At 41.2% G+C, this 20,644-nt stretch carries 14 protein-coding genes; 13 read left to right on the top strand and 1 reads right to left on the bottom strand.

Features of this window, described 5'->3' with window-relative positions:
- Positions 1–79 precede the first annotated feature (79 nt).
- The 5 genes from ACH784_RS17290 to glmS all read left to right on the top strand — a co-directional run bounded on the left by ACH784_RS17290 (position 80) and on the right by glmS (position 8,362).
- Positions 80–2,503, top strand: a complete 2,424-nt coding sequence (locus tag ACH784_RS17290) for an FtsX-like permease family protein (RefSeq protein WP_404392301.1) — start codon at positions 80–82, stop codon at positions 2,501–2,503.
- Positions 2,504–2,539: 36 nt separating this feature from the next.
- Complete coding sequence (locus tag ACH784_RS17285; protein WP_404392299.1) at positions 2,540–4,942, top strand: FtsX-like permease family protein; 2,403 nt, start codon at positions 2,540–2,542, stop codon at positions 4,940–4,942.
- 87 nt (positions 4,943–5,029) lie between these two features.
- Entirely contained in the window at positions 5,030–5,326 is a 297-nt protein-coding gene (locus tag ACH784_RS17280) for a DUF6482 family protein (protein ID WP_404392297.1), read from the top strand.
- Positions 5,327–5,588: 262 nt separating this feature from the next.
- A complete protein-coding gene (locus ACH784_RS17275) occupies positions 5,589–6,356 on the top strand; it encodes a DeoR/GlpR family DNA-binding transcription regulator (RefSeq protein ID WP_404392295.1) in 768 nt (255 codons plus the stop codon).
- A gap of 185 nt (positions 6,357–6,541) precedes the next feature.
- Complete coding sequence (gene glmS, locus ACH784_RS17270) at positions 6,542–8,362, top strand: glutamine--fructose-6-phosphate transaminase (isomerizing) (RefSeq protein WP_404392293.1); 1,821 nt, start codon at positions 6,542–6,544, stop codon at positions 8,360–8,362.
- A 136-nt stretch (positions 8,363–8,498) separates the two neighbouring features.
- Here glmS and ACH784_RS17265 read toward each other — a convergent pair whose 3' ends face one another.
- Positions 8,499–9,395: a transcriptional regulator gene (locus tag ACH784_RS17265; RefSeq protein WP_138567652.1), complete on the bottom strand. Its 897-nt coding sequence runs from the start codon at positions 9,393–9,395 to the stop codon at positions 8,499–8,501.
- 194 nt (positions 9,396–9,589) lie between these two features.
- Here ACH784_RS17265 and ACH784_RS17260 point away from each other — a divergent pair, with 194 nt between their 5' ends.
- The 8 genes from ACH784_RS17260 (at position 9,590) to ACH784_RS17225 (ending at position 20,510) form a co-directional block, all read left to right on the top strand.
- Positions 9,590–9,763: a hypothetical protein gene (locus ACH784_RS17260; RefSeq protein WP_235368545.1), complete on the top strand. Its 174-nt coding sequence runs from the start codon at positions 9,590–9,592 to the stop codon at positions 9,761–9,763.
- A 143-nt stretch (positions 9,764–9,906) separates the two neighbouring features.
- Positions 9,907–10,044, top strand: coding sequence for a hypothetical protein (locus ACH784_RS17255; protein WP_171043973.1), 138 nt, complete (start codon positions 9,907–9,909; stop codon positions 10,042–10,044).
- Between the two features lie 78 nt (positions 10,045–10,122).
- On the top strand, positions 10,123–10,950 hold the full coding sequence (locus ACH784_RS17250; RefSeq protein WP_404392290.1) for a TnsA endonuclease C-terminal domain-containing protein: 828 nt from the start codon (positions 10,123–10,125) through the stop codon (positions 10,948–10,950).
- On the top strand, positions 10,934–13,021 hold the full coding sequence (locus ACH784_RS17245; RefSeq protein ID WP_404392288.1) for a Mu transposase C-terminal domain-containing protein: 2,088 nt from the start codon (positions 10,934–10,936) through the stop codon (positions 13,019–13,021). Before ACH784_RS17250 ends, ACH784_RS17245 begins: the two co-directional genes overlap by 17 nt.
- Positions 13,018–14,688 carry an AAA family ATPase gene (locus ACH784_RS17240; RefSeq protein ID WP_404392286.1) on the top strand — a complete coding sequence of 557 codons (1,671 nt, stop codon included), beginning with the start codon at positions 13,018–13,020 and terminating at the stop codon, positions 14,686–14,688. Before ACH784_RS17245 ends, ACH784_RS17240 begins: the two co-directional genes overlap by 4 nt.
- 1 nt (position 14,689) lies before the next feature.
- Positions 14,690–16,207, top strand: a complete 1,518-nt coding sequence (locus tag ACH784_RS17235; protein ID WP_404392284.1) for a TnsD family Tn7-like transposition protein — start codon at positions 14,690–14,692, stop codon at positions 16,205–16,207.
- The gene (locus tag ACH784_RS17230; RefSeq protein ID WP_404392282.1) at positions 16,194–17,843 is read left to right on the top strand and encodes a Tn7-like element transposition protein TnsE; all 1,650 of its coding nucleotides are present in this window, start codon (positions 16,194–16,196) and stop codon (positions 17,841–17,843) included. Before ACH784_RS17235 ends, ACH784_RS17230 begins: the two co-directional genes overlap by 14 nt.
- A gap of 123 nt (positions 17,844–17,966) precedes the next feature.
- Positions 17,967–20,510 carry a DEAD/DEAH box helicase family protein gene (locus ACH784_RS17225; protein WP_404392280.1) on the top strand — a complete coding sequence of 848 codons (2,544 nt, stop codon included), beginning with the start codon at positions 17,967–17,969 and terminating at the stop codon, positions 20,508–20,510.
- Positions 20,511–20,644 lie beyond the last annotated feature (134 nt).

The following is a 20,644-nucleotide window of genomic DNA, read 5'->3' as shown; positions in this document are numbered from 1 at the left end:
GAGTTTCTAGCCACAACCATGGTCTATCGGTGTAACTGATAGGCCATTTCTGGGTGAGAGTAAGGTCTATGGGTGAGATATGTTGATATCACATGTAACAACCGCATTTCGAGTATTTAAACAACATAAGTTGTACTCGCTATTGAATGTCTTTGGGTTAAGTATTGGCTTGGCAGCGGCACTTTTGGTGGCATTATTTGCTGAGTATGAATTGTCGTTTGATGAAATGCAGCCCGATCATCAGCAAGTCTATCGTTTGCATGTTGATGTGAATGTACCTGGTCTGGAAGAGATCCCGCTTACAGTGGTGAACATCGCGCAAACTTTAATAACACGAAGTGATGTCGCCGATCTCTTTATTCTTGCTGATGTGGTCGATAGTGGTTTGTTATCTGAGCATATAAAAATTGCTGATCAGGCATTTAAGCTAAAAAATCTGTACGGTACAGCGAAGAATATTCGTGATTTTGTAAATATCTCTGTGATTATAGGCGACCTTGAAGCGGCTCTTTCAGCACCTCAGCAGATTGCTTTGAGTCGCAGTGAAGCAGAACGACTATTTGGCAGTGCAGAAGGTGCACTCGGGCAAACGATATTGATCGAGGCAAAACGTTTTACCGTAAAAGCCATTTTTGAAGACTTACCTGATAATAGTCACTTTTTGTTTCACGCTTTAGTGCCCATTGATTTCACAGAACATAGCGACATTTCTAGCTATATCTACCTCAAAACTCAACAAAATGCTGATTTAAAAGCGATAGAAAAGCAGTTAGCCAATCGACTCATTGAAAAATACCAACTCAAAAACAGTCAGCTTGAATATCGTTTAGTGCCTATGCGAGAGGTGTACTTTAAAGCCCATTCGCCATTTGAGTTGAAAGCCGGTGGTTCAGCCTTTTTAGTCACTTTAAGTGTGGCGCTGAGTGTTTTATTACTCGCCATTGCCGCAGCCAATTACATCAATATAGCGGTGTCGCAATTGTTGTATCGCAGCAAAGAGATCGCCATGCGTAAGACTTTGGGGGCGAGCAAACGTCAGCTCATAGTTCAATTCTTGTTAGAAGCCTTATTGATGGTGATGTGTGCCACTTTACTTGCGGTGTGTTGGGTTGAACTGCTTTTGCCAAGCTTTAGTGACTTTGCAAATCGACCACTAGACTTAGTGTGGGGAGTTTCAGAGTTTGCGGTGATCATGGCTATAACCATTTTATTAGCAACTATTTCAGGTGCTTACCCTGCATATTGTGTCGCACGCGCGCCGTTAAACTCATTGCTTACCGGGCAATTAAAAGCAGGTCAGCTGGTTCGAAAGGGACTATTGGTATTTCAGTCTGCAATGGCAATGGCCTTGATTGTTTGTACTTTAGTGAGTTTGCAGCAGTTGTCGTTCTTACAAAGCTTGTCGGTAGGTTATGACGCGACTGATCGCATCGTGATACACGATTTAAGCAGCAGGCAACTCATGGAAAAAGAGCATGCAATACTCAATGAGATCCGTGCGCTGCCAGGCGTTACTCAAGTTACAACAACCGATACAGACTTAACCGACAGCATTTTAGAAAGCTTTTATTTCCGTTGGCCAAACGGCTATGAAGAAAGCGAATTGCCACCGACTATCGGCACTGGTTTTCATGCCGTCGAAACTCTAGGTCTAACACTACTCGCTGGCCGAGACTTTTTACCAGAGTTTCAGAGTGATTGGCTGCACTACTTAAATAAAGTAAATAAAGCGTCAGGTGATCAGCCAGATGAAGAAGCACCTCAGGCAATGGCTATTTTGGTGACTGAACAAATGGCCAAGCGCGCAGGCTATGACAGTGTGAGTGAAGTGGTGGGGCTGCAAGTTCAGGGGCTTTATCGCAACATCAATGCAACCATTGTCGGTGTAGTAAAAGACATCAAAGTGGGGTCGGCGAAAGATGATTGGCTGCCCGTGTCATTTTCAGCAGGATACAGCTCGCAATCAACGGTTCTATTGGTGATAAGCACCGAGCAAGCAAACTTTCCGCAGTTATTTAGTCAGTTACGCCAACTTTTAAAGCAGTTTAATTTAACCGCCGATCCGCAATTTAGTCTGATGCAGCAAGACTTGGCTAAGGTTTATCGCATCGAGCAAGACCTGTTTGTGCTCATTCGAAACTTCTCAGTGCTGGCCATGCTTTTGAGTTGCCTAGGCTTATTTGGACTCGCAGCATTTGCAGCAAAACGCCAACAAAAGCAATTAGCAATACGAAAGGTACTTGGTGCAACGCGCATCAGCTTAGTGAACTTACTCGCCCGCGAGTTTCTAATCATAGTGCTTGCAGCAGCGGTAATCGCTTTGCCATTTGCTTATTGGCTCATGGATAACTGGCTGCAAGACTTTAACGACCGTATTGAACAAACCATTTGGGCGTATGGCTTAGCTGGCCTCATTGTGGCTGCGTTCACTTGGCTCACTGTTGCAGCGTTGGCATTTAAAGCGGCCAGTGCGCGCCCATCAGAAATTTTACGTTATGAATAACAACACAGATATACAGCAGTCAAAAAGGGACAAAGTATGTTAGCGTCATATGTTACGACCGCTTTAAGAAGCTTTGCACAGCATAAACAGCATGCCTTGTTGAGTCTGGCAGGGTTAAGTTTAGGCATGGCCATGCTAATGTTGATTGGGCTTTTTATTCAGCATGAGCTGTCTTTTGAACAAGGCCAGCCGGATCAGAAAAACCATTATCGGCTGGTGATGCATGCCCAAGAGAATGGCAACGAATATATTCTTACCACCCCAAGGGCACATCAGCAATTGCTCGATATTCCAGGCGTTGAGTCGGTTTTTTATTTATTGAAAACGCAAATGGTCAGCGACGATAAAGTAGCGATTGGCAATAATGCATTTCAGCTCGCTGCAAACTACGCTGCGACCCCAAATCTTGCCAAATTAGTTAATATTGATGTGTTGGCAGGCGATCTCGCAACAACCCTGAATACACCAGAAAAAATAGCGTTATCACGGTCTGAAGCCGCGCGCTTGTTTGGGGCTTTTGCTACGCCAGATAAGGTAATAGGCCGTACCTTAAAACTACAAAGGAACAATCGACTGCTTTCGGTCAGTGCGGTGTTTGCTGATCTTCCTGTGAATAGTCATTTTTATTTTCACTCATTAACCAGCATCGAACCCTATATGGGCATTCGCGGCAATGTAATGCACACCTATGTTGCGTTATTACCTAATACAAATATGGAATTGGTTGCGCAGTCGGCAACAAAAATCTATGCGCAAATTTGGCAGTGGCAAAACATTTATTATTGGCTGCAACCTATCAAAGACATTCATTTAGGGCCTAACTTTGCCCAAGATATGAAGATAGGGGGAGACGCCACATCTGTGATGATCTGTGCAGTTATGGCGTTGGTTTTATTGATCATCTCGTGTGTGAATTATGTCAACTTCAGTGTTGCGCAGTCCTCTAATCGTGCCAAAGAGATTGGTGTACGCAAAGCCATGGGCGCGACGCGCGCTCAACTGATTACCCAGTTTATGAGTGAGTCTATCTTACTGGCATGGTTCGCTATGCTAGTGGCTTGTGTGTTGGTTGAGTTATTTTTACCTAGCTTTATGCAGCTGATTGGCCGTCCATTGCCAGCGCTGGACTGGCCGATGTGGTTGGGGCAGGTATTTGCGCTGGCAACATGTATTGGTGTGTTGTCGGGTTTATACCCAAGTATCTACATGGCAGGATTTAACACCAAAGCCATTCTGAATGGTGAGCTAAAGCAAGGTCGACAAGGTGTGTGGATCAGAAAGGCTTTATTACTGCTGCAAATGGGCCTGTCAGTGGGGTTACTCATAAGCGCTATGATGTTGAGCAAGCAACTGCATTTTTTACACTCTCTACCTGTGAATTATCAAAAGTCGCAGCAACTAGTGATCAATAATATGCCGCAAAAAGCATTATATGGAGAGCAAAGTGCATCACTCTTGGCAAGCATTGAGTCTATTCCTGGTGTGACAGCCAGTGTGGCCATGGACTTCTCAATTACACAGTCTACCAACGCTGGTCTCTTCGTTAAGCTTCCTCAAACACCAGATACACCGCTTTCGCTATCGCTTGCTGGGGTACATGGCAAAGTGGTTGAAACTTTGGGGTTAACCTTGTTGGCTGGTCGCGATTTTTCTGACGAGTTTGCATCAGACAGATTCAATCGAGACACCGAGCAAGGCAGTATTATCGTGCCTGAATCTGTACTCAATACGCTAGGGTTCAGCAGCCCAGAAGATGCAATAGCCAAACCAATCTCATTTTTTGCCGGACCATTCTCGAATGCAACAGGCACCATAGTGGGTGTGGTTAAAGACATAAAAGTTGGGCCGGTCAATCATCAAAGCGCGCCTGTAGTATTTGTAAATGGTTTGGGGGTAGGCGGCACGTATTCGTTACTGGTTAAAGCAGAGAATCCCAATGATGCCCAACTAAAGCTCGATTTACAAAACTTCGTGAAAGCGCGTTTAAACATAGCGCCTGTCGACATCACCTTACTTGAAGATGACTACCAAGCGCTTTATCTCGAGCAACAAAAATTATCTGAGGTGGTGGCTATCGGCGGTGTTATTTCACTAGTTCTTATTTTAATGGGCGTGTTTGGCTTAACAGGGTTTATTGTTAAGCAGCGTCAAAAAGAAGTGGCTGTACGCAAGGTACTAGGGGCTAGCCGTTTGGTGCTCATTAATGGGCTCGCTAAAGAGTTTATGTTGCTTGTGCTGCTAGGGTGTGTGATTGCTTGGCCTATTTGCTTCTTGATATTGAGTGATTGGCTAGCGAGTTTTGAGCAAAGTGTTACACAAAGTATTTGGGTTTATATGGTTGCTTCATTGCTTATCAGTTTAATCACTTGGTTAACCGTGGCGGGCCTTACATTTAAAGCTGCGAGTATTCGACCTGCTCAGATCTTAAGGTATGAATAAGAAGGTCTGGATGAAAAGTGAACAAAAGCTGCATTAGCTTCGTTTAATAACTACACTCAAATAACACTTGTTGGTCAGAGGTGAGTTATGCAAGCAACCGAATTGAAAATGCAGTTTGAAGAGCAAAACCTAGTCGCCGTTATCTTAAGTTATGCCGACTCTAATCATTACCTTGCGGGTGGCGTTGATACGCAAGGTAATTATTACTTATTAGAGAATAACAAAGGCGCTACCGAAACCTTTAATTCAATGCGCGAAGCCGAAGTAACTTTAGCTGAACTAGGCGCTGAAAGTGCGATTTTTGAAATGGAAACCGCCTATGACGAGATGATTGGCAACGCGAAAAGTGAGCGTTGTAAAATGATGGTGCATTTAGTCCATTAACTGGAGCCCATTAATTGGGCTCCGATAACGGAACTTAACAGTAAAATATTTTTGTACCTATTTCCTACTCGATGGCTTACTGATTTTTATGCCCAAGTAAGCCATTTTTCTTTCTCTAATACCTCTATTTCGCCTTCGGAATGAATTTTTTATTACTAGAATAAAAATCGATCAATTAAAACTTGCTCAATTGCAAAGGTTTCGTTTAAACTTTCGCAAAAGTTACGAAACGAAACTTATCAATCTACAAAAATAACGGATTATGACCAAACGCAACACTCAACAACGCCGACATACTATTCTTGCCCGTGTAAATCAGCATGGTGAAGTCAGTGTCGAAGCACTTGCTTTAGAATTTGAAACTTCAGAAGTTACGATCCGAAAGGATTTAACCGCCCTAGAAAAGAGTGGTTTGTTGTTGCGTCGTTACGGTGGTGCGATTGCATTGCCCAAAGAAATCGTGGCAAAAGGCGATGAAAAACGCGATACGCTTCGCAAAATGGCAATCGCCAAAGCTGCTTCAGCTTTGATAAAGGATCACAACCGCATCATTATCGACAGCGGTCGCACGACAGCAGCGATGATCCCTGAGCTGTCTAAAAAGCGCGGTTTAGTGGTCATGACCAATGCGATGAATATAGCTAATCGTTTGTTATCTTTAGAAAATGAGCCAACACTTTTGATGACCGGAGGAACCTGGGATCCTCATTCTGAGTCATTTCAAGGGCAAGTGGCCGAACAAGTTCTACGTTCGTACGACTTTGACCAGTTATTTATCGGTGCCGATGGCATCGATGTTGAAAGAGGTACAACTACTTTCAACGAATTAGTGGGCTTGAGCCAAGTGATGGCCGAATCAGCGCGAGAAGTTATCGTGCTGGTGGAGTCAGATAAAATTGGTCGCAAGATCCCAAATTTAGAACTGCCATGGCAGCAAGTAACCACCTTGATCACCGACAACCTCCTTGCAGATGACACGCGCAAGGCGATCGAGGCAAAAGGCATACAACTGATCTGTGCAGAGGCTTAATAAATTCAGACGACAACACCTGAATTTATAAATCATTATGACAACAGCCTAATTAGTCTGATGACGTGCAAATAATTCAACTGCTTAACGGTGGCCGAATTATGTTCATCAACTAAATTTTACCTAAGTTACTTGGAATTACAGGTAGGGTAAATGGGCAAACAACATGCAAAAATGGAGCATCTATGTGTGGCATTGTTGGGGCGGTAGCAGAACGTCCAGTAAATAAAATCCTAATCGAAGGCTTAAAGCGTCTTGAGTACCGTGGCTACGACTCAGCAGGTGTAGCACTGAGCTTAAACGGCGAATTAAATACAGTTAAGGCAGTAGGTAAAGTTGCCAATTTAGATGCAGCATTAACTGATGCTGATGTGAAAGGCACTACGGGTATTGCGCACACACGCTGGGCAACACATGGTGGCGTAACAGAAGCAAACGCGCACCCGCACATCTCAAATGATGAAATTGCGCTAGTACACAACGGTATCATTGAAAACCATTCACAGCTTCGTGACGCACTTAAAGGTGACGGTTACGAGTTCTTATCTGAAACCGACACAGAAGTCATGGTGCACTTAATTCACCAACTTCGCCAACAGCATTCAACGCTTTTAGAAGCGGTAAAAGCGGCGGTAAAACAGCTTGAAGGTGCTTACGGTACAGTTGTATTCGACAAAGCAAACGACAACGAAATCATTGTTGCGCGTTCTGGTAGCCCACTGGTAATTGGTTTAGGTCTTGGCGAAAACTTCATTGCTTCTGACCAACTAGCACTTCTTCCTGTAACACGTAGCTTTATCTTCTTAGAAGAAGGCGACGTAGCGCGTATCACCCGTGAAACGGTTGAGATCTTTGATAAAGATGGCAACCCAGTTGAGCGTGAAGTAGTTGAATCAAACATCACGCAAGACGCATCAGGTAAAGGTGAATACCGCCACTACATGCTAAAAGAAATTTACGAGCAGCCAATGGCAGTTCGTAATACGCTTGAAGGTCGTTTAGAAAATGACCGAGTTGCAATCGATGCATTCGGCGACAGCGCACAGCAAATCTTCAAAGATGTTAAACATGTTCAGATCATCGCATGTGGTACGTCTTACCACTCAGGTATGGTTGCCCGCTACTGGCTAGAGCAGTTCGCGGGTGTTAGCTGTAACGTTGAGATTGCCTCTGAGTTCCGTTACCGCGAGTCTTTCGTACACGAAAACAGCCTACTTGTGACGATTTCGCAGTCAGGTGAAACGGCAGACACATTAGCTGCACTTCGTCTTGCGAAAGAGCAAGGTTACATGGCTTCAATGACTATTTGTAACGTGCCGGGTTCTTCGCTTGTACGTGAATCAGACTTAGCATTCATGACTAAAGCCGGCGCAGAAATTGGTGTTGCTTCAACTAAAGCTTTCACCACCCAGCTAGTTGGTTTGTTAATGCTTACTGCCTCTATCGCACAAGAGAAAGGCCGTGATCAGAGCGTGATTGTTAACGCGATTAAAACGTTACCAAACAAGCTTGAAGAAGCGCTTAGCATGGCTGAGGGTATCGAAGGCTTAGCGGAAGAATTTGCTGACAAGCATCACTCACTATTCTTAGGTCGTGGCTCACAATACCCGATCGCGATGGAAGGTGCGCTAAAACTAAAAGAAATTTCATACATTCACGCTGAAGCTTACGCTGCAGGTGAACTTAAGCATGGTCCTCTGGCGCTTATCGACGCAGACATGCCAATCATTGTTGTTGCACCAAACAACGAACTACTTGAAAAGCTTAAGTCGAACGTTGAAGAAGTACGCGCACGTGGCGGTATCATCTACGTATTCGCAGATAAAGACACCGCGTTTGAGTCTGACGACACAATGCGTGTAATGAACGTAAACCACGTAGAAGACGTGATTGCACCAGTGGTATATACAATTCCACTACAATTACTTTCTTACTACGTAGCGGTTATCAAGGGTACTGACGTTGACCAACCTCGTAACCTTGCAAAATCGGTAACGGTTGAGTAATTAACATGTTATAGCGGTTTACTTATGTGGCTTAGGAATAAAGATTCATACTAAGTATTAAAGTATCATCCTAAGTAATAAAGTTTCATACTGTAATAAACTAGAAAAGCCGACAAAAGTCGGCTTTTCTAGTTTATTACAGGTAGTCGAGGAGCATTTGTCTGTTCTTGAGTTGAAAATTGTAATACCTGTTTTTATTCTTGCTGGTTTCTTCGTCGCTTTTATCAATGAGCCACTGACTACACAATAACCAGATTAATGCACCTTTCTCGGTTAAAATAATTTCGTTTTGATTATCTGCCATCCCATAGTCACGCCTTACAGAGGCTTTTAGATCATCATTTAAGCTAGGGTGTAGTTCTAACAGTAGTGGCAGCATCGTGTTCCACTTTACATCATGAGCTAATAGCTCATATGGCTGCGCATCTTTTTCAACAACATTAAGGTTAATATTACAGGCTCGAGCGAAGTTGAAATTCTTAAAGCTATAGTCGTTACTAGATCTATCGTAAGCTCTGAAAAGCCAGTTTTTACCGTCTGATATTAGAGTTAAAGGAACTAATTCTCTACAGCTATGGTTGCAACTATTCGCGGAGATATATTCGCAATTAATAGCTTGCATATTAAACATGGCTCTGGTGATTTTTGACACTTGATCAATGTTTAGTTGTTCAGGTACTTTCCCGACTCGAGCATAATTTAATATTGGCTTACCTATTAACCTGTTTTTGTTAAACCCGTGCGAAAGCATTCCTAAAGCAGTTTCAGCATCCATAGCTATCACTGGCTCATAGGAATCTTCACAGATCACATTAACCTTCTTGCTCCTGTCATAGTGCATATTTTTTGGCTTTAGCTTGTGATACAGAGACAAAAGCCTAGAAGATGAAGCTTCTGCTAAGTTGAAAGCTTCGGCCAAGTCTGTCCTTTGGATAGACCCTGTAAATCTAAGCTTAAAGTCTACAAATGCTAGACGCTCTGCATTAGACCCATATTCTTCACTCAATTTAGCGTAGTCATAAGTTGTTGCCATAACACTTTCACTCTTATTTTTTTAATGATATTAGCAGTAGTTTATGAAAATTACACGAATCATTTTGATATGTGATATGTATTTTTTTTAAAAAAAGTGAAGATCATTATTTGATCCATCACCGATTCATGTGTAGTATATATTTTGATCGATGGCGATCGTATTTAAATAGTTAAAATTATTTGGAGGCCAAAATGGCAAAGAATGCACCGTACGGTGATGGCAAGCGAATTGGAGCGGTAAAAGAGCGATCTCAATTTCAAACTCCATCAGGTTTGTGGGCAAAAAGAGACACAAATACAGGGAGAATTATGGATGTAAAAATGGACGGAGAGCCGTTTAAGGGGGTAAGAAGAGAGAAGAAGTGAAAGACCTATCGAAATAGGTCTCCATACAAATTGGCAGTTCAGGGCGGCCACCCTGTTCTAAACTTTATAGATAAACAACCAATGCTATTGACTATAAATCTAAGCTATATGATTCGTCAAGGCAGTGGTTATAGGAAAAAATTATGAAAGATAATGATTCAAAAAAAGAATCACCAGAAGACGTTGAGTATATATACAGACCCTATATTACTGTTAAAGGTAAGAGAATTACTCGAAAAAATGGGGGGATGTTCCGTATCCCAATTAAAAAGGCTGCTTAATGTAGCCTATTCTTCTGACTTAAAAGGAGTATACCGCTATGGCTAGCGAATTAATGAAATCAGTTATAGCGGTATATTATGTCTAGGAAGATTGGCCACACAGAGGCGCAATATCGTAAGTGGATCAAAGCAGGTCGAGGTTCGGGTGAATATCAGGATTATAAGCCTTGGCTAACTGTTTACGATTCACCATCAGATGGTCGTGTACATCGTGTCTTTGGTTATAAGACTAAAAGAACTCATCATTTATTATCTGACCTCGAACTATCAATGTTCTATTTGCTTGAGTGGCGCAAAGAAGTACTACAAATTAAAGAGCAATTTCCATTAGAGAGAGACTTAACAGCTGAATTAGCGAAATCAGCGGGTATAAAACACCCTAGTGTAAGAGGTGTTGACCAATATATGTCGAGCGACTTCCTCGTCGAAACGTCATCAACAGGGCTCCCCTATTATGCATTGCAAGCGAAATACATAAATGCACTTGAAGACCAGCGAAAGATAGAAATTCTTGAGTTGGAGAGGCGTTATTGGTTAGAGAGAAATATACCTTGGCAAATAGTAACTGAAGCAGAAATCCCCAAAGTCGTTAAAGCCAATATTGAGTGGATTTACCCTATGCAGGGCGCTTCTGAAGAAGCCTCTCATTCAGCCGTAGATCAAGCTCTTTTTTATGCAGACTACTTTTCTAAATACCCAACTAAAACACTAATAGCAGCCTGCAAAGAGATAGATACAGCTTATGGACTAGACTTAGGTGAGTCACTGTATGAAATTCGCTGTTTATTGGCTGATCGATATTTCACTTTTGACATTTTCAAGCCAGTTCAAAAGGTGCATGTAGGTGATTTTAAGCTAGGTGACGTAGGTATCATCCAGGAGGCTTTCCGTGTTTCGAATCAATGAGGTATTACAATACGAGCAAACTCTTTATCGCATTCTAATGCTTTTTGAATATTATGTACTCTGGATAAAAGTACATGATGATAAGGCTTTTCCTCAGCTCATTGAAATTGCTGAGTTAGAACAAGGCTTTCAAGATGAAATACTAAAACGTGTGGATGACCCATATAGTGACTTAATCACTGCAACTCCTGAATATGGTTCTACAGCTCAGATAAAGCGCGATGAAAATTATGAAGTAATTAAACCGCTAGTAGATTTTGAAAATAGCTATCAAGCAAAGGCTCGTGGCAAAATCGTCAATCAAATTGTTGCTGAGACAGGAAAAACGAAACAAACAATATATCGTTTTGCTCGAAGGTATTGGCAGCGTGGCCAGATCCCCAATGCACTATTACCAGACTATAAAAATTCAGGCGGTAAAGGCCAAAAGCGAAGAGCAACGACTAAAAAGTTAGGGCGTCCCCGCGTATATATGCCGGGTGTTGGTGCTTTAATCGATGATTTTACTGAAAAGCTCTTCAGAGTCGCTATCGATCGTCATGTAATGACTGATAAAAGCAAGTCCTTTCGTTATGCGCATAATCGGCTTAAAGATATTTATAGCCAGTACTTCCCTGAGCTACCAGAAGAAGAACTGCCTACATATTGGCAAATGGAGCACTTTTATAAGCGCGAATATAGGCAAGTAGAGAAGCTTGAACTACAAGCTGGAAAAATCAGATCTAAGAAAGACATTCGCCCTTTATTTGGTACTGCTACAGCTGATGTTTTAGGCCCTGGTATGCGTTATGAGATTGATGCAACGATTGCTGATATATATCTAGTATCCAGCTCTGAACGAGGCAACATAGTCGGCCGCCCTGTCGTTTATATGGTAGTAGATGTGTTTAGCCGTATGGTAGCTGGATTCTATATTGGTTTTGAAAACCCTTCTTATACTGCTGCTATCCAAGCGTTGTATATGGCTTCTACAGATAAATCAGAATATTGTCGAGAGCAGGGCTTTGAAGTAAAGCCCGAGCAGTGGCCATGTATTGGTTTACCTTCTGCATTGCTAGCTGACAGGGGGGAGTTAATGGGTCATCAAATTGAGTGTTTAGAAAAAGGCTTTGGAGTACGCCTTGAAAATACACCGCCTTTCAGGAGTGAAGCAAAAGGCATTGTTGAAAGGTCTTTCCGCTCCTTTCAGCAAGTATTTAAACCATTTGCACCTGGCGTGGTTACTGGTACCAAAATTAAAAAGCAAGGAGATCGAGACTATCGCTTAGATGCCAAGGTTACGATAGAAGACTTCACTAAGATAATCTTAGCATCTGTGCTTTATCACAATCAGTATCATGTTATCGATCGCTATGATAAAGCCTCTGATATGCCGACGGATTTACCTAATAACCCATTAGCTCTTTGGAACTGGGGGCTTCAACACCGTACAGGTCGATTAAAAAAATCTGAACCTGAGCATTTGCGTGTGGCACTTATGCCTCGTATACGTGGAACTGTGTCTGAATCAGGCGTTTGTATTTTTGGCTTGTACTACACGAGTTCTGAGCTTATGCAGCTCGGTTGGATGCATCGAGGAAAAGAGGTTAAAAGGCCAGAAAAAGTTGATGTTGCTTACGACTTAGCAACGGCTGAGTACATATATGTCTACCCAGAGGCTAATAGTAACAAGTATTTTGTTTGTCAGTTAGCAACACGCTCAAGGCAGTTTACAGGTGCTAGTTTTTGGGATGTTTGGGAGCAGAATGAAGCCTTAAAATATACAGAGGCTCAGGCTAAGTTAGTAGCGAATGAACAAGAGCGAGCGCTCGAAAGAAAGCTAATAGAAACCATAAAACAAGCTGAAAAAGCAGCACCTGTTAATTCAGGGCTTTCCGATGCTGAACGTATTAAGAATATTCGAGAAAATCGAAATGCAGAAAAAACAAAAGAGCGACAAGCGCGAGCATATAGGCCTGTAGAAATCGATACGAGCCAATCAGCTCAAGTACACTACCTTTCTGAGCCAGATGATGAATTAGATTTTCCTGATTTTTCAGATGAATTATTTGGTGAGGATGAACAGTCATGAGTTTACCGCAGAATATACTTCAAGCTGTTTATGTTGAATCAGATATTGCGAGGTATAAAGGAAACCCTTTTATTGAAGCACTGCCTGCAATAAGCACAATTAGAGGCATCAAGAGTAAACTTGAAGGAAAAGTGATATATAACCCGACTGCGAGTTACCTTGATGCAAGGCAAAGAGCGCATGAGTTATGTGGGTTACTAGATGACTTTTTTCAGCCTTTATCCATGCATGTTGCGCTTGAAGAAAAGATATCTCTAATGATGAGAGGGGGTTATGTTGCAAGAAACATAGAAACTGGCCAATTACAGCAGCATTTACAAAATGGCTATGAGCGAATGATGACGGGTGATATTACAAGTTTTCGTTTCGCTGAAGCGCCCTCTACGGCTCGATGCTTGTCACTTATAGGTTGCTCTGGAAGTGGTAAAAGCTCAAGTGTGATGCGCATTTTAGCCACTTACCCTCAGGCTATTTATCATGAGAAATACAATACATATCAACTGTCGTATTTGCGTATAGAGTGCCCTGTAGATGGTTCTTTAAAAAGTTTATGCTTAAACTTTTTCCAAGAGGTAGATAAACATTTACATACAGACCTAACTGAGCGATATGGGCGTAAAAGGCACAGTACAGAAGTGCTTTTATCTTTCATGGCGCAAGTAGCAAACCAATATGCCATTGGCGTACTCGTTATTGATGAAATCCAGCGCTTAAGTCGCAAACAAAAAGCAGGACAAGAGCGAATGCTCGAGTTTTTTGTAGCCTTGGTAAATATTATTGGTGTGCCTGTTATTCTGGTTGGTACCCCTAAAGCAAGACCTATATTTGAACTTGAATTGCAATCGGCAAGAAGAAGTACAGGAATTGGTTCTATGGTTTGGGAACCTCTACCGCAAAATAAAAATAAGATTGATAAGGTGACAGGTAAGCCTAAACCTTCGGAGTGGCGGTTACTGACCGATAAACTTTGGCAGTACCAGTGGCTTATTCATCGTGATGAGCCACTAACCGAAGAGATCCGCAATACTTGGTTTGAGCTATCACAAGGCGTGCTAGATATTGTTGTGAAGTTATTCGTATTAGCACAACTTCGCGCAATAGTTACTGGTGTTGAAAGGTTATCTTCAAAATTACTCATTAAAGTATACGAATCTGAATTACAGCCAATCCACCCTATGATTGAGGCGCTTAAATCAGGTAAAGCAGCCACTATCGCTAAATATTCAGATTTAAAATACAAAGCAATCGATAAACGCTTACTAGAACTTAGTAAGCAAATTTCGGAAATAGAGATATCAAAAACAGAAACGTTACCTTTTGCGAGTAACTCCGAAGGGATGAGGCTTTATAACCTACTGTTAGGCATGGGCTGCGAATCTAGTTTGCTTGTCCCTCTAGTGCAAAGAGCAATAACAGAACACTCAAATTTACAAGTTAGAGCGCTTATTCCACTTGTTCTTGAGTGGTATGAACAAAAACCAAATGAAGCAGAAGAGACAAAGGAGAAGCCAAAGCTGATCAATGCAAAAAGTTGGCATACGTTACCTAGTGAAGACTTACGTTATGGCTACTCTCAACACAAAAAACGCTCTACGGAACTACATCAGTTTTATAAACAACAAGGAAATGTATTTGATATGACATCATGGCTTAAACAAAGCATTTAATATGGCATGTTTACCCATACCTTACCCAGATGAATTGCTTTACAGCGTTATAGGGAGGTATGGGGTTCATACACTAACTACTTCACCAAAGCAGCTATTGGATGATGTGTTTCAAAATAGACAAATTGTTGCTTCAGTAGCCTTTCAAGGGCATTTAGGTAAGATCTCATCACATTATCAAGGTAATCCTAACTTAACCCCGTACAAGCTTTTACAGAAGCATACGCTTTACCCCTTATATGCGCCTTTTGTACATCCAGAGAAGGCTTACCTCTCAAAACAGGCCTTGTTAAAAGATGAGCCTCACTCAGCTGATGTGCAATTAGGTAAAGCTGCGTCATGCGTAAAGAGTCCTGTTTATCTTAGGTATTGCCCTAATTGTGTAAGTGAGCAATTAAATAGATATGGCGAAGCATTCTGGCAACGCGGTTTGCAAATACCCGGTATGTCAGTTTGCCCCAAACATGCTTGTATTTTATTGAATAGTAATGTGCAGATCAGTGGACTACACAAGCATGAATTCATTGCTTTAAACCCAAGCTCATTGCAAAGCGGAGTTATCCAATATGGCAGCAGTAAGCAGCTATCACTTGCTACAAATGCAGTAAGGTTTTTAGAGTTAAAAGCACTAAAGATATACCCAGAGCAATGGACTTTATTCTACAAAAAACTTGCGTCAGAGCATGGTTATAACCATGGCGAGTATATTGATCATGATAGGGTTCTTGAACAGGTAGAAAGCTATTGGCAAAGTAACTTCTTGGAGCAATTAGGTTTAAAAGTGGATGCTCGTAAAGATACTAATTGGCTTAGGTCTATATTCAGAAAGCATAGGAAGTCATTTAGTTACCTTCAACACTTATTAGTTTGGCAAGCTTTCTTTGGTAATGGGTTAAATGTTGAAGTGGTACTAAGAAAAGCCTCTAACCAAAGTTTAGATAATTCGCCTGAAAGTTTTGATTCGGCACAAGAGTTAGTAATAGATAAAAATAAAAGAGCACTTTGGCAGACCTCAGCAACTAAATTAGGTATTAAACAAGCTAGGTTATTAGGGTTTGGCAGCCTTTATGCTTGGCTGTATCGGCATGATAAAGAGTGGCTTTTGAGCACTAACTCCAAACTAAGTAAGCCAATTCAGTGTACTAATAACAGAGTTAATTGGAAGCAAAGAGACTTATGTTATGTAAAGCGGTTTATCAGTCTTCGCAACCAGGCTGAAAAGTATTTAGAGTCGGAGCACTTTTCAAAAAATTGGTACTTTATCAATGCTGATATTTCTTTATCTCAGATCAAACATATTGATAAGTTACCATTATGTAAATTGTTTTTGGCTAAATATTGTGAAACTATAGAAGAGTACCAATGCCGTCGTATCGCTGTGGCATGCATCAAAAGTGAAAGAAATCATCACGACCTAAGGAAATGGCGCATACTGCGATTCGCTCGGCTCAGTAAGGATAGGATCTGCCCCCTAGCGGCAGAATTATTGGGATATGTAGTAGCGTATGACTCAAGCTGATCGCTTTAAAACTCTGCCTGACAACGCCAGAATTCAAGGCATGGGTAATATTTTCAAATACCACGATCGTAAAACGTGGGACATTGGCGTTCGTTTTAAAAATACCACGCGTAAATCACTCAAACTCAGCCAGCTACCATACCTAAGTCGGCAGGTTGTTTTAAATCAAACTGTATCAGCCATTCCCCCTGGTTATCCTATAGAGTTTACTTTGCCTGCACGAGCTTTGTGGCAGACGGCCTTAGTTGGAGAGTCAGAGCTGGTAAAGTACAAACTTGGAGATGAGCAGTCTCAAATATGCTTTAAGTTTAGTTGTGATGATAAGACGATTTTTTTGCCTCAGTTAGAATTAGCCCGAGCCTTGTTTTTCACAAATAACTACTTGGCAAATGCTGCGTTAATAAGTAATGCACTCGATTTTGAGTTTGATGTTGATTATAACCCCGAACAAGACGATGAGGAGTTTCCTCTCGATATAGTTATTAATGCCTTACCGACAACACAATGCCCAAGGGTATTATTTGAGAGTGAGGGCTTCAAGCATCAACTAGCTTGGATATTACTTAATAGGGACATAAAAAATTCATTCAACAGCATCTATCAGTATTTTTCTCAAGAGCTAGTTACGACACCTAAATACAAACATTGGACATTTCGGTTTGAACCGCCTGAATTAGAGGGGGTAAAAGTAGCAGCAAGAGGTTGGAAGTCTTTAGATGCAAGTACTTGGTTTATAAATCGAATCGAGTTATTAAGTGGTTTGTTCTTTCCCGACATCGCAGATATTGGTTTTTCTCATCCCAAAACGATTGGGAGAAAGCCAGGTTCTGAAAGTGGTAAGTGTGGTACTTACCCACAACTGCCGACACAAAGAGAAATAGATGAAGATAGTGATGGGAGTGAAGATAACGAGTCAGCATTGATTTTTTGTGATGCAACGCAGCGCATATATAACAGAGTCCCGCGTACTCGAAAAGTCTATGCAAAAACTAGAAAGGGTTCTGGCAGTAAAGAGGACGAAGATAAGCCCAGTACCTTACCTTCTGCAGTCAGCACTGATGATCCCAATTCACGAGGTGATATACCTCGCGCAGCTGTCTACGGCTTGGATGATCAAACAGATAATGCTCATTTGTACCTCAGTAAGTTTGATAGCTTCTTTAAAATGCTAGAGATATTAGAAAAAGAGCATGGTTTTAAACAAAGTAAACCGATTGTTCGTAAGCTACCAGAAGTAGGTCGCAGCAAAAGTCATATGATGGAAAATGGTTCTGCTCGATGTATGGCGATTATAAGGGTTGAGCATCAAAAAGAAGGCTATTTCTTATTAGAGGTGGACACTTCAGATGGCAGAGCTTCTATTGCTACTAAAGTAATTTCAGCTAGGGCATTAGCATTAAAAGGTAAGCTACGAGATTTTATAGCAGAGATCGAAAGAGGGTTACTTAGTAACCAATTTTGTTGGCCAAAGAAGTACTTTGATGGGCTAGTTGGGAAAGGTAACCACAAAAGTGTTTCGCATCAGAAGTCTAAGAGTGAGGGGCGGCTGAGTGAAGAAGATGTGTATAGATGGGCCGAGCGCGTTTTAGGACAAGTTTTTAGAAGCTATTTTCTTAAAAGAACAAACAATGATTAAATAGATGCACTGTTAATTTTAACAATATATTTAAAGACACTGGCTACCATCTAGTATTGAATATATAGGTTCTTTTGATGGTAAGACTAAATTGAATTAATAATTTTCCTCCAAGGAGAAGGTATGCCAATTAATTTTGAAAAGCGTTCAACTAATAAAGGGGTGGAAAAAAGAATTCACCCATGTGAAATCTACGATACTTTAGATAGACACGCTAACAAAGGACCTCTTAGGGTGCCGGTTCAAAGCACTGTTCTAAGCAATTGGTTTGAGCAATACAGAGACAAGAAAGATGTGATACTGAAATTGCCAACAGGTGAAGGTAAAACCTTAATTGGTCTACTGATTCTACAATCGAAGATAAATCAAGGAAAAGGATCTTGCCTGTATATATGTCCTAACAAGTACTTAGCTGATCAAGTACGAGTACAAGCAGATGAATTTGGCATACATCATTGTGAGATAAGCGAAGTCGGGTTACCTGAAGATTTCATTAATGGTGAAAAGATACTAATCACACATGCTCAAACAGTTTTTAATGGTCGAAGTACAAACTTTGGTATAGGTAAAGAGTCAATTGAGGTTGAAAACATTCTATTGGATGATGCTCACAGTTGTATTGAAACAATAAAATCTGCCAGCACATTCCGTATTCCACGGACATCAGACTGTTACCGTGAATTACTTCAGCTTTTTGGTGATGCATTAAAAAGTCAAGGAGCCGGAACATATGCAGATATCTGCAATGAGTCTAAGAGTGCAATACTTGCCGTTCCTTATTGGGAGTGGGAAAGTAAACAGGATGAGGTTGTTCAAATCCTTTCGAAATATAACAAAAAGATGGACAAGTCAGTATGGTTTGTCTGGGACTTATTAAAGGACAGTTTAAAACATTGCATGGCGGTATTTTCTGGTTCAGGAGTTGAGGTGTCTCCACGATTGCTACCAATGGAAATGTTTGGAACTTTTGCAAAAGCATCTCACCGGGTATTTATGTCTGCTACAATTTCAAATGATTCGTTTTTTATTCGTGATTTGGGTTTAGCAAAGGCAGTAATAGAGAAACCACTAACTTTTGATAAAAAATGGTCAGGGGAAAAAATGCTACTGATCCCCTCCCTTATAGATGGCAGCCTAACTAGGGAAGCTCTGGTAAATTGGATTGGCAAGTGGCGCAATACAAATTTTGGAGTTGTTGCTATTACACCTAGTAACTGGCACAAAAAAATATGGGAAGGTTTAGGAGCGAAAGCTGTAGATACCAAGAACTTATTAGAAGAAGTCGAAAAATTAAAACTAGGTCAATTTCCAACCCCTATTGTAATGGCGGCAAAGTATGATGGCGTTGATCTTCCTGATAATATGTGTCGTATTCTAGTTATCGATTCATTACCAATTACAGAAACCATCACTGAAAAGTACATTGAATTTTGCGTACCAGATAGTACTTTTACTCAAATTAAAACCGCACAAACCATAGAGCAGGGTTTAGGTCGCGCTGTAAGAGGGGAAAAAGACTATTGCGCAGTTCTACTTCTGGGTAACGATCTTGTTAAGCAAATTCGTTATAAAGGGTCACGTCCGTATCTATCATTACAAACTCAAAAGCAGATAGACATAGGCTTAGAGCTAGCAAAGTACGCCAGAGAAGATAAAGATGATTCGCAAAGCTATATTGATATGCTCTCCTCAGTAATAAGCCAAGGGCTAGGAAGAGATGAATCCTGGAAGCGGTTTTACACTGATAGTATGGAGGCTATTGACATTAATGATACTCGATCAACATCTACCAGTGATGAAATGCTCATACAGGAACGTAAGGCAGAATGTTATCATTCAGTCGGAAAACATAGAGATGCTGCCGATGCTATTCAGAGCCTTTTAGACAACCACTCAGAGTGTCTTTCTAGAGAGGAGCGAGGGTGGTACATGCAAGAGATGTCTCGATATATATATGCTCATAACCGTGTTGAAGGCATGGCGATGCAAGTCAATGCACATAACACCAATAAACGTCTTTTCTTACCGCCCGAAGGATATCAGTTCACAAAGATAGCTCTTAAGGCTCACGAGAGAATTATTAATATAAAGCGTGTGATTGGTGAGTATGAAAGTTTTGAAGATCTGTTGGTTTACATGGATGATGTATTTTCGCGATTGGCTTTCGGTGTTAAATCAGAGCGATTTGAGAGTGCAATTGATGATCTTGGTAAACTTTTGGGCTTTAATACCGAACGACCGGACTCTAATTGGAAATCAGGCCCCGACAATCTCTGGGCTATAAAAGATGGCAAATACCTTTTTATAGAGTGTAAGAGCGAGGTATTGCTTACACGTGCAGAGATTTTAAAAGAAGAAACAGGCCAATTTAACAACAATATTGCCTGGTTTAAGCGATTTTACCCTGGGGCTACAGCTGATTTTTCGATTATCATACCTACAAAGAAAGTGAAGCCAAACACGGGCTTCAATGAACCAGTTGTTGCTCTTAGGGAGCGCGGATTAAAGCGGCTTGTATTCAACGCCCGAGCATTCGTTTTGAGCTTTAAAAACTGCGATCTAAGAAGCTTATCCGATGACTTTATTCATCAATCTATACACCAGCACCAATTGGGAGCTGATGAGCTTGTTGAAAACTATTTCGAATCAACTATTCTAGTTAATTAAATTGATAAGAGGGGTGGTGGCATCCCCTCTCTCCCTACATAATCACCTTGCTTACTTTCTGCAAAATAATGCAAGGAAAGTTCAATTTTTGTTGGTAACTTAATAGTAATAATGGCAATACATTTCTACATGAA

Source organism: Pseudoalteromonas phenolica, from assembly GCF_044788725.1.
GTDB classification, from domain to species: Bacteria; Pseudomonadota; Gammaproteobacteria; order Enterobacterales; family Alteromonadaceae; genus Pseudoalteromonas; species Pseudoalteromonas phenolica_C.
Note: the sequence above shows the minus strand (reverse complement) of the source record. Positions and strands in the feature narration are given on the sequence as shown.

Bases quoted from the DNA above. Each gene is read 5' to 3' on its own strand.
- ACH784_RS17290 (WP_404392301.1), top strand. From the start codon at position 80: ATGTTGATATCACATGTAACAACCGCATTTCGAGTATTTAAACAACAT.
- ACH784_RS17285 (WP_404392299.1), top strand. From the start codon at position 2,540: ATGTTAGCGTCATATGTTACGACCGCTTTAAGAAGCTTTGCACAGCAT.
- ACH784_RS17280 (WP_404392297.1), top strand. From the start codon at position 5,030: ATGCAAGCAACCGAATTGAAAATGCAGTTTGAAGAGCAAAACCTAGTC.
- ACH784_RS17275 (WP_404392295.1), top strand. From the start codon at position 5,589: ATGACCAAACGCAACACTCAACAACGCCGACATACTATTCTTGCCCGT.
- glmS (WP_404392293.1), top strand. From the start codon at position 6,542: ATGTGTGGCATTGTTGGGGCGGTAGCAGAACGTCCAGTAAATAAAATC.
- ACH784_RS17265 (WP_138567652.1), bottom strand. From the start codon at position 9,395: ATGGCAACAACTTATGACTACGCTAAATTGAGTGAAGAATATGGGTCT.
- ACH784_RS17260 (WP_235368545.1), top strand. From the start codon at position 9,590: ATGGCAAAGAATGCACCGTACGGTGATGGCAAGCGAATTGGAGCGGTA.
- ACH784_RS17255 (WP_171043973.1), top strand. From the start codon at position 9,907: ATGAAAGATAATGATTCAAAAAAAGAATCACCAGAAGACGTTGAGTAT.
- ACH784_RS17250 (WP_404392290.1), top strand. From the start codon at position 10,123: ATGTCTAGGAAGATTGGCCACACAGAGGCGCAATATCGTAAGTGGATC.
- ACH784_RS17240 (WP_404392286.1), top strand. From the start codon at position 13,018: ATGAGTTTACCGCAGAATATACTTCAAGCTGTTTATGTTGAATCAGAT.
- ACH784_RS17235 (WP_404392284.1), top strand. From the start codon at position 14,690: ATGGCATGTTTACCCATACCTTACCCAGATGAATTGCTTTACAGCGTT.
- ACH784_RS17230 (WP_404392282.1), top strand. From the start codon at position 16,194: ATGACTCAAGCTGATCGCTTTAAAACTCTGCCTGACAACGCCAGAATT.
- ACH784_RS17225 (WP_404392280.1), top strand. From the start codon at position 17,967: ATGCCAATTAATTTTGAAAAGCGTTCAACTAATAAAGGGGTGGAAAAA.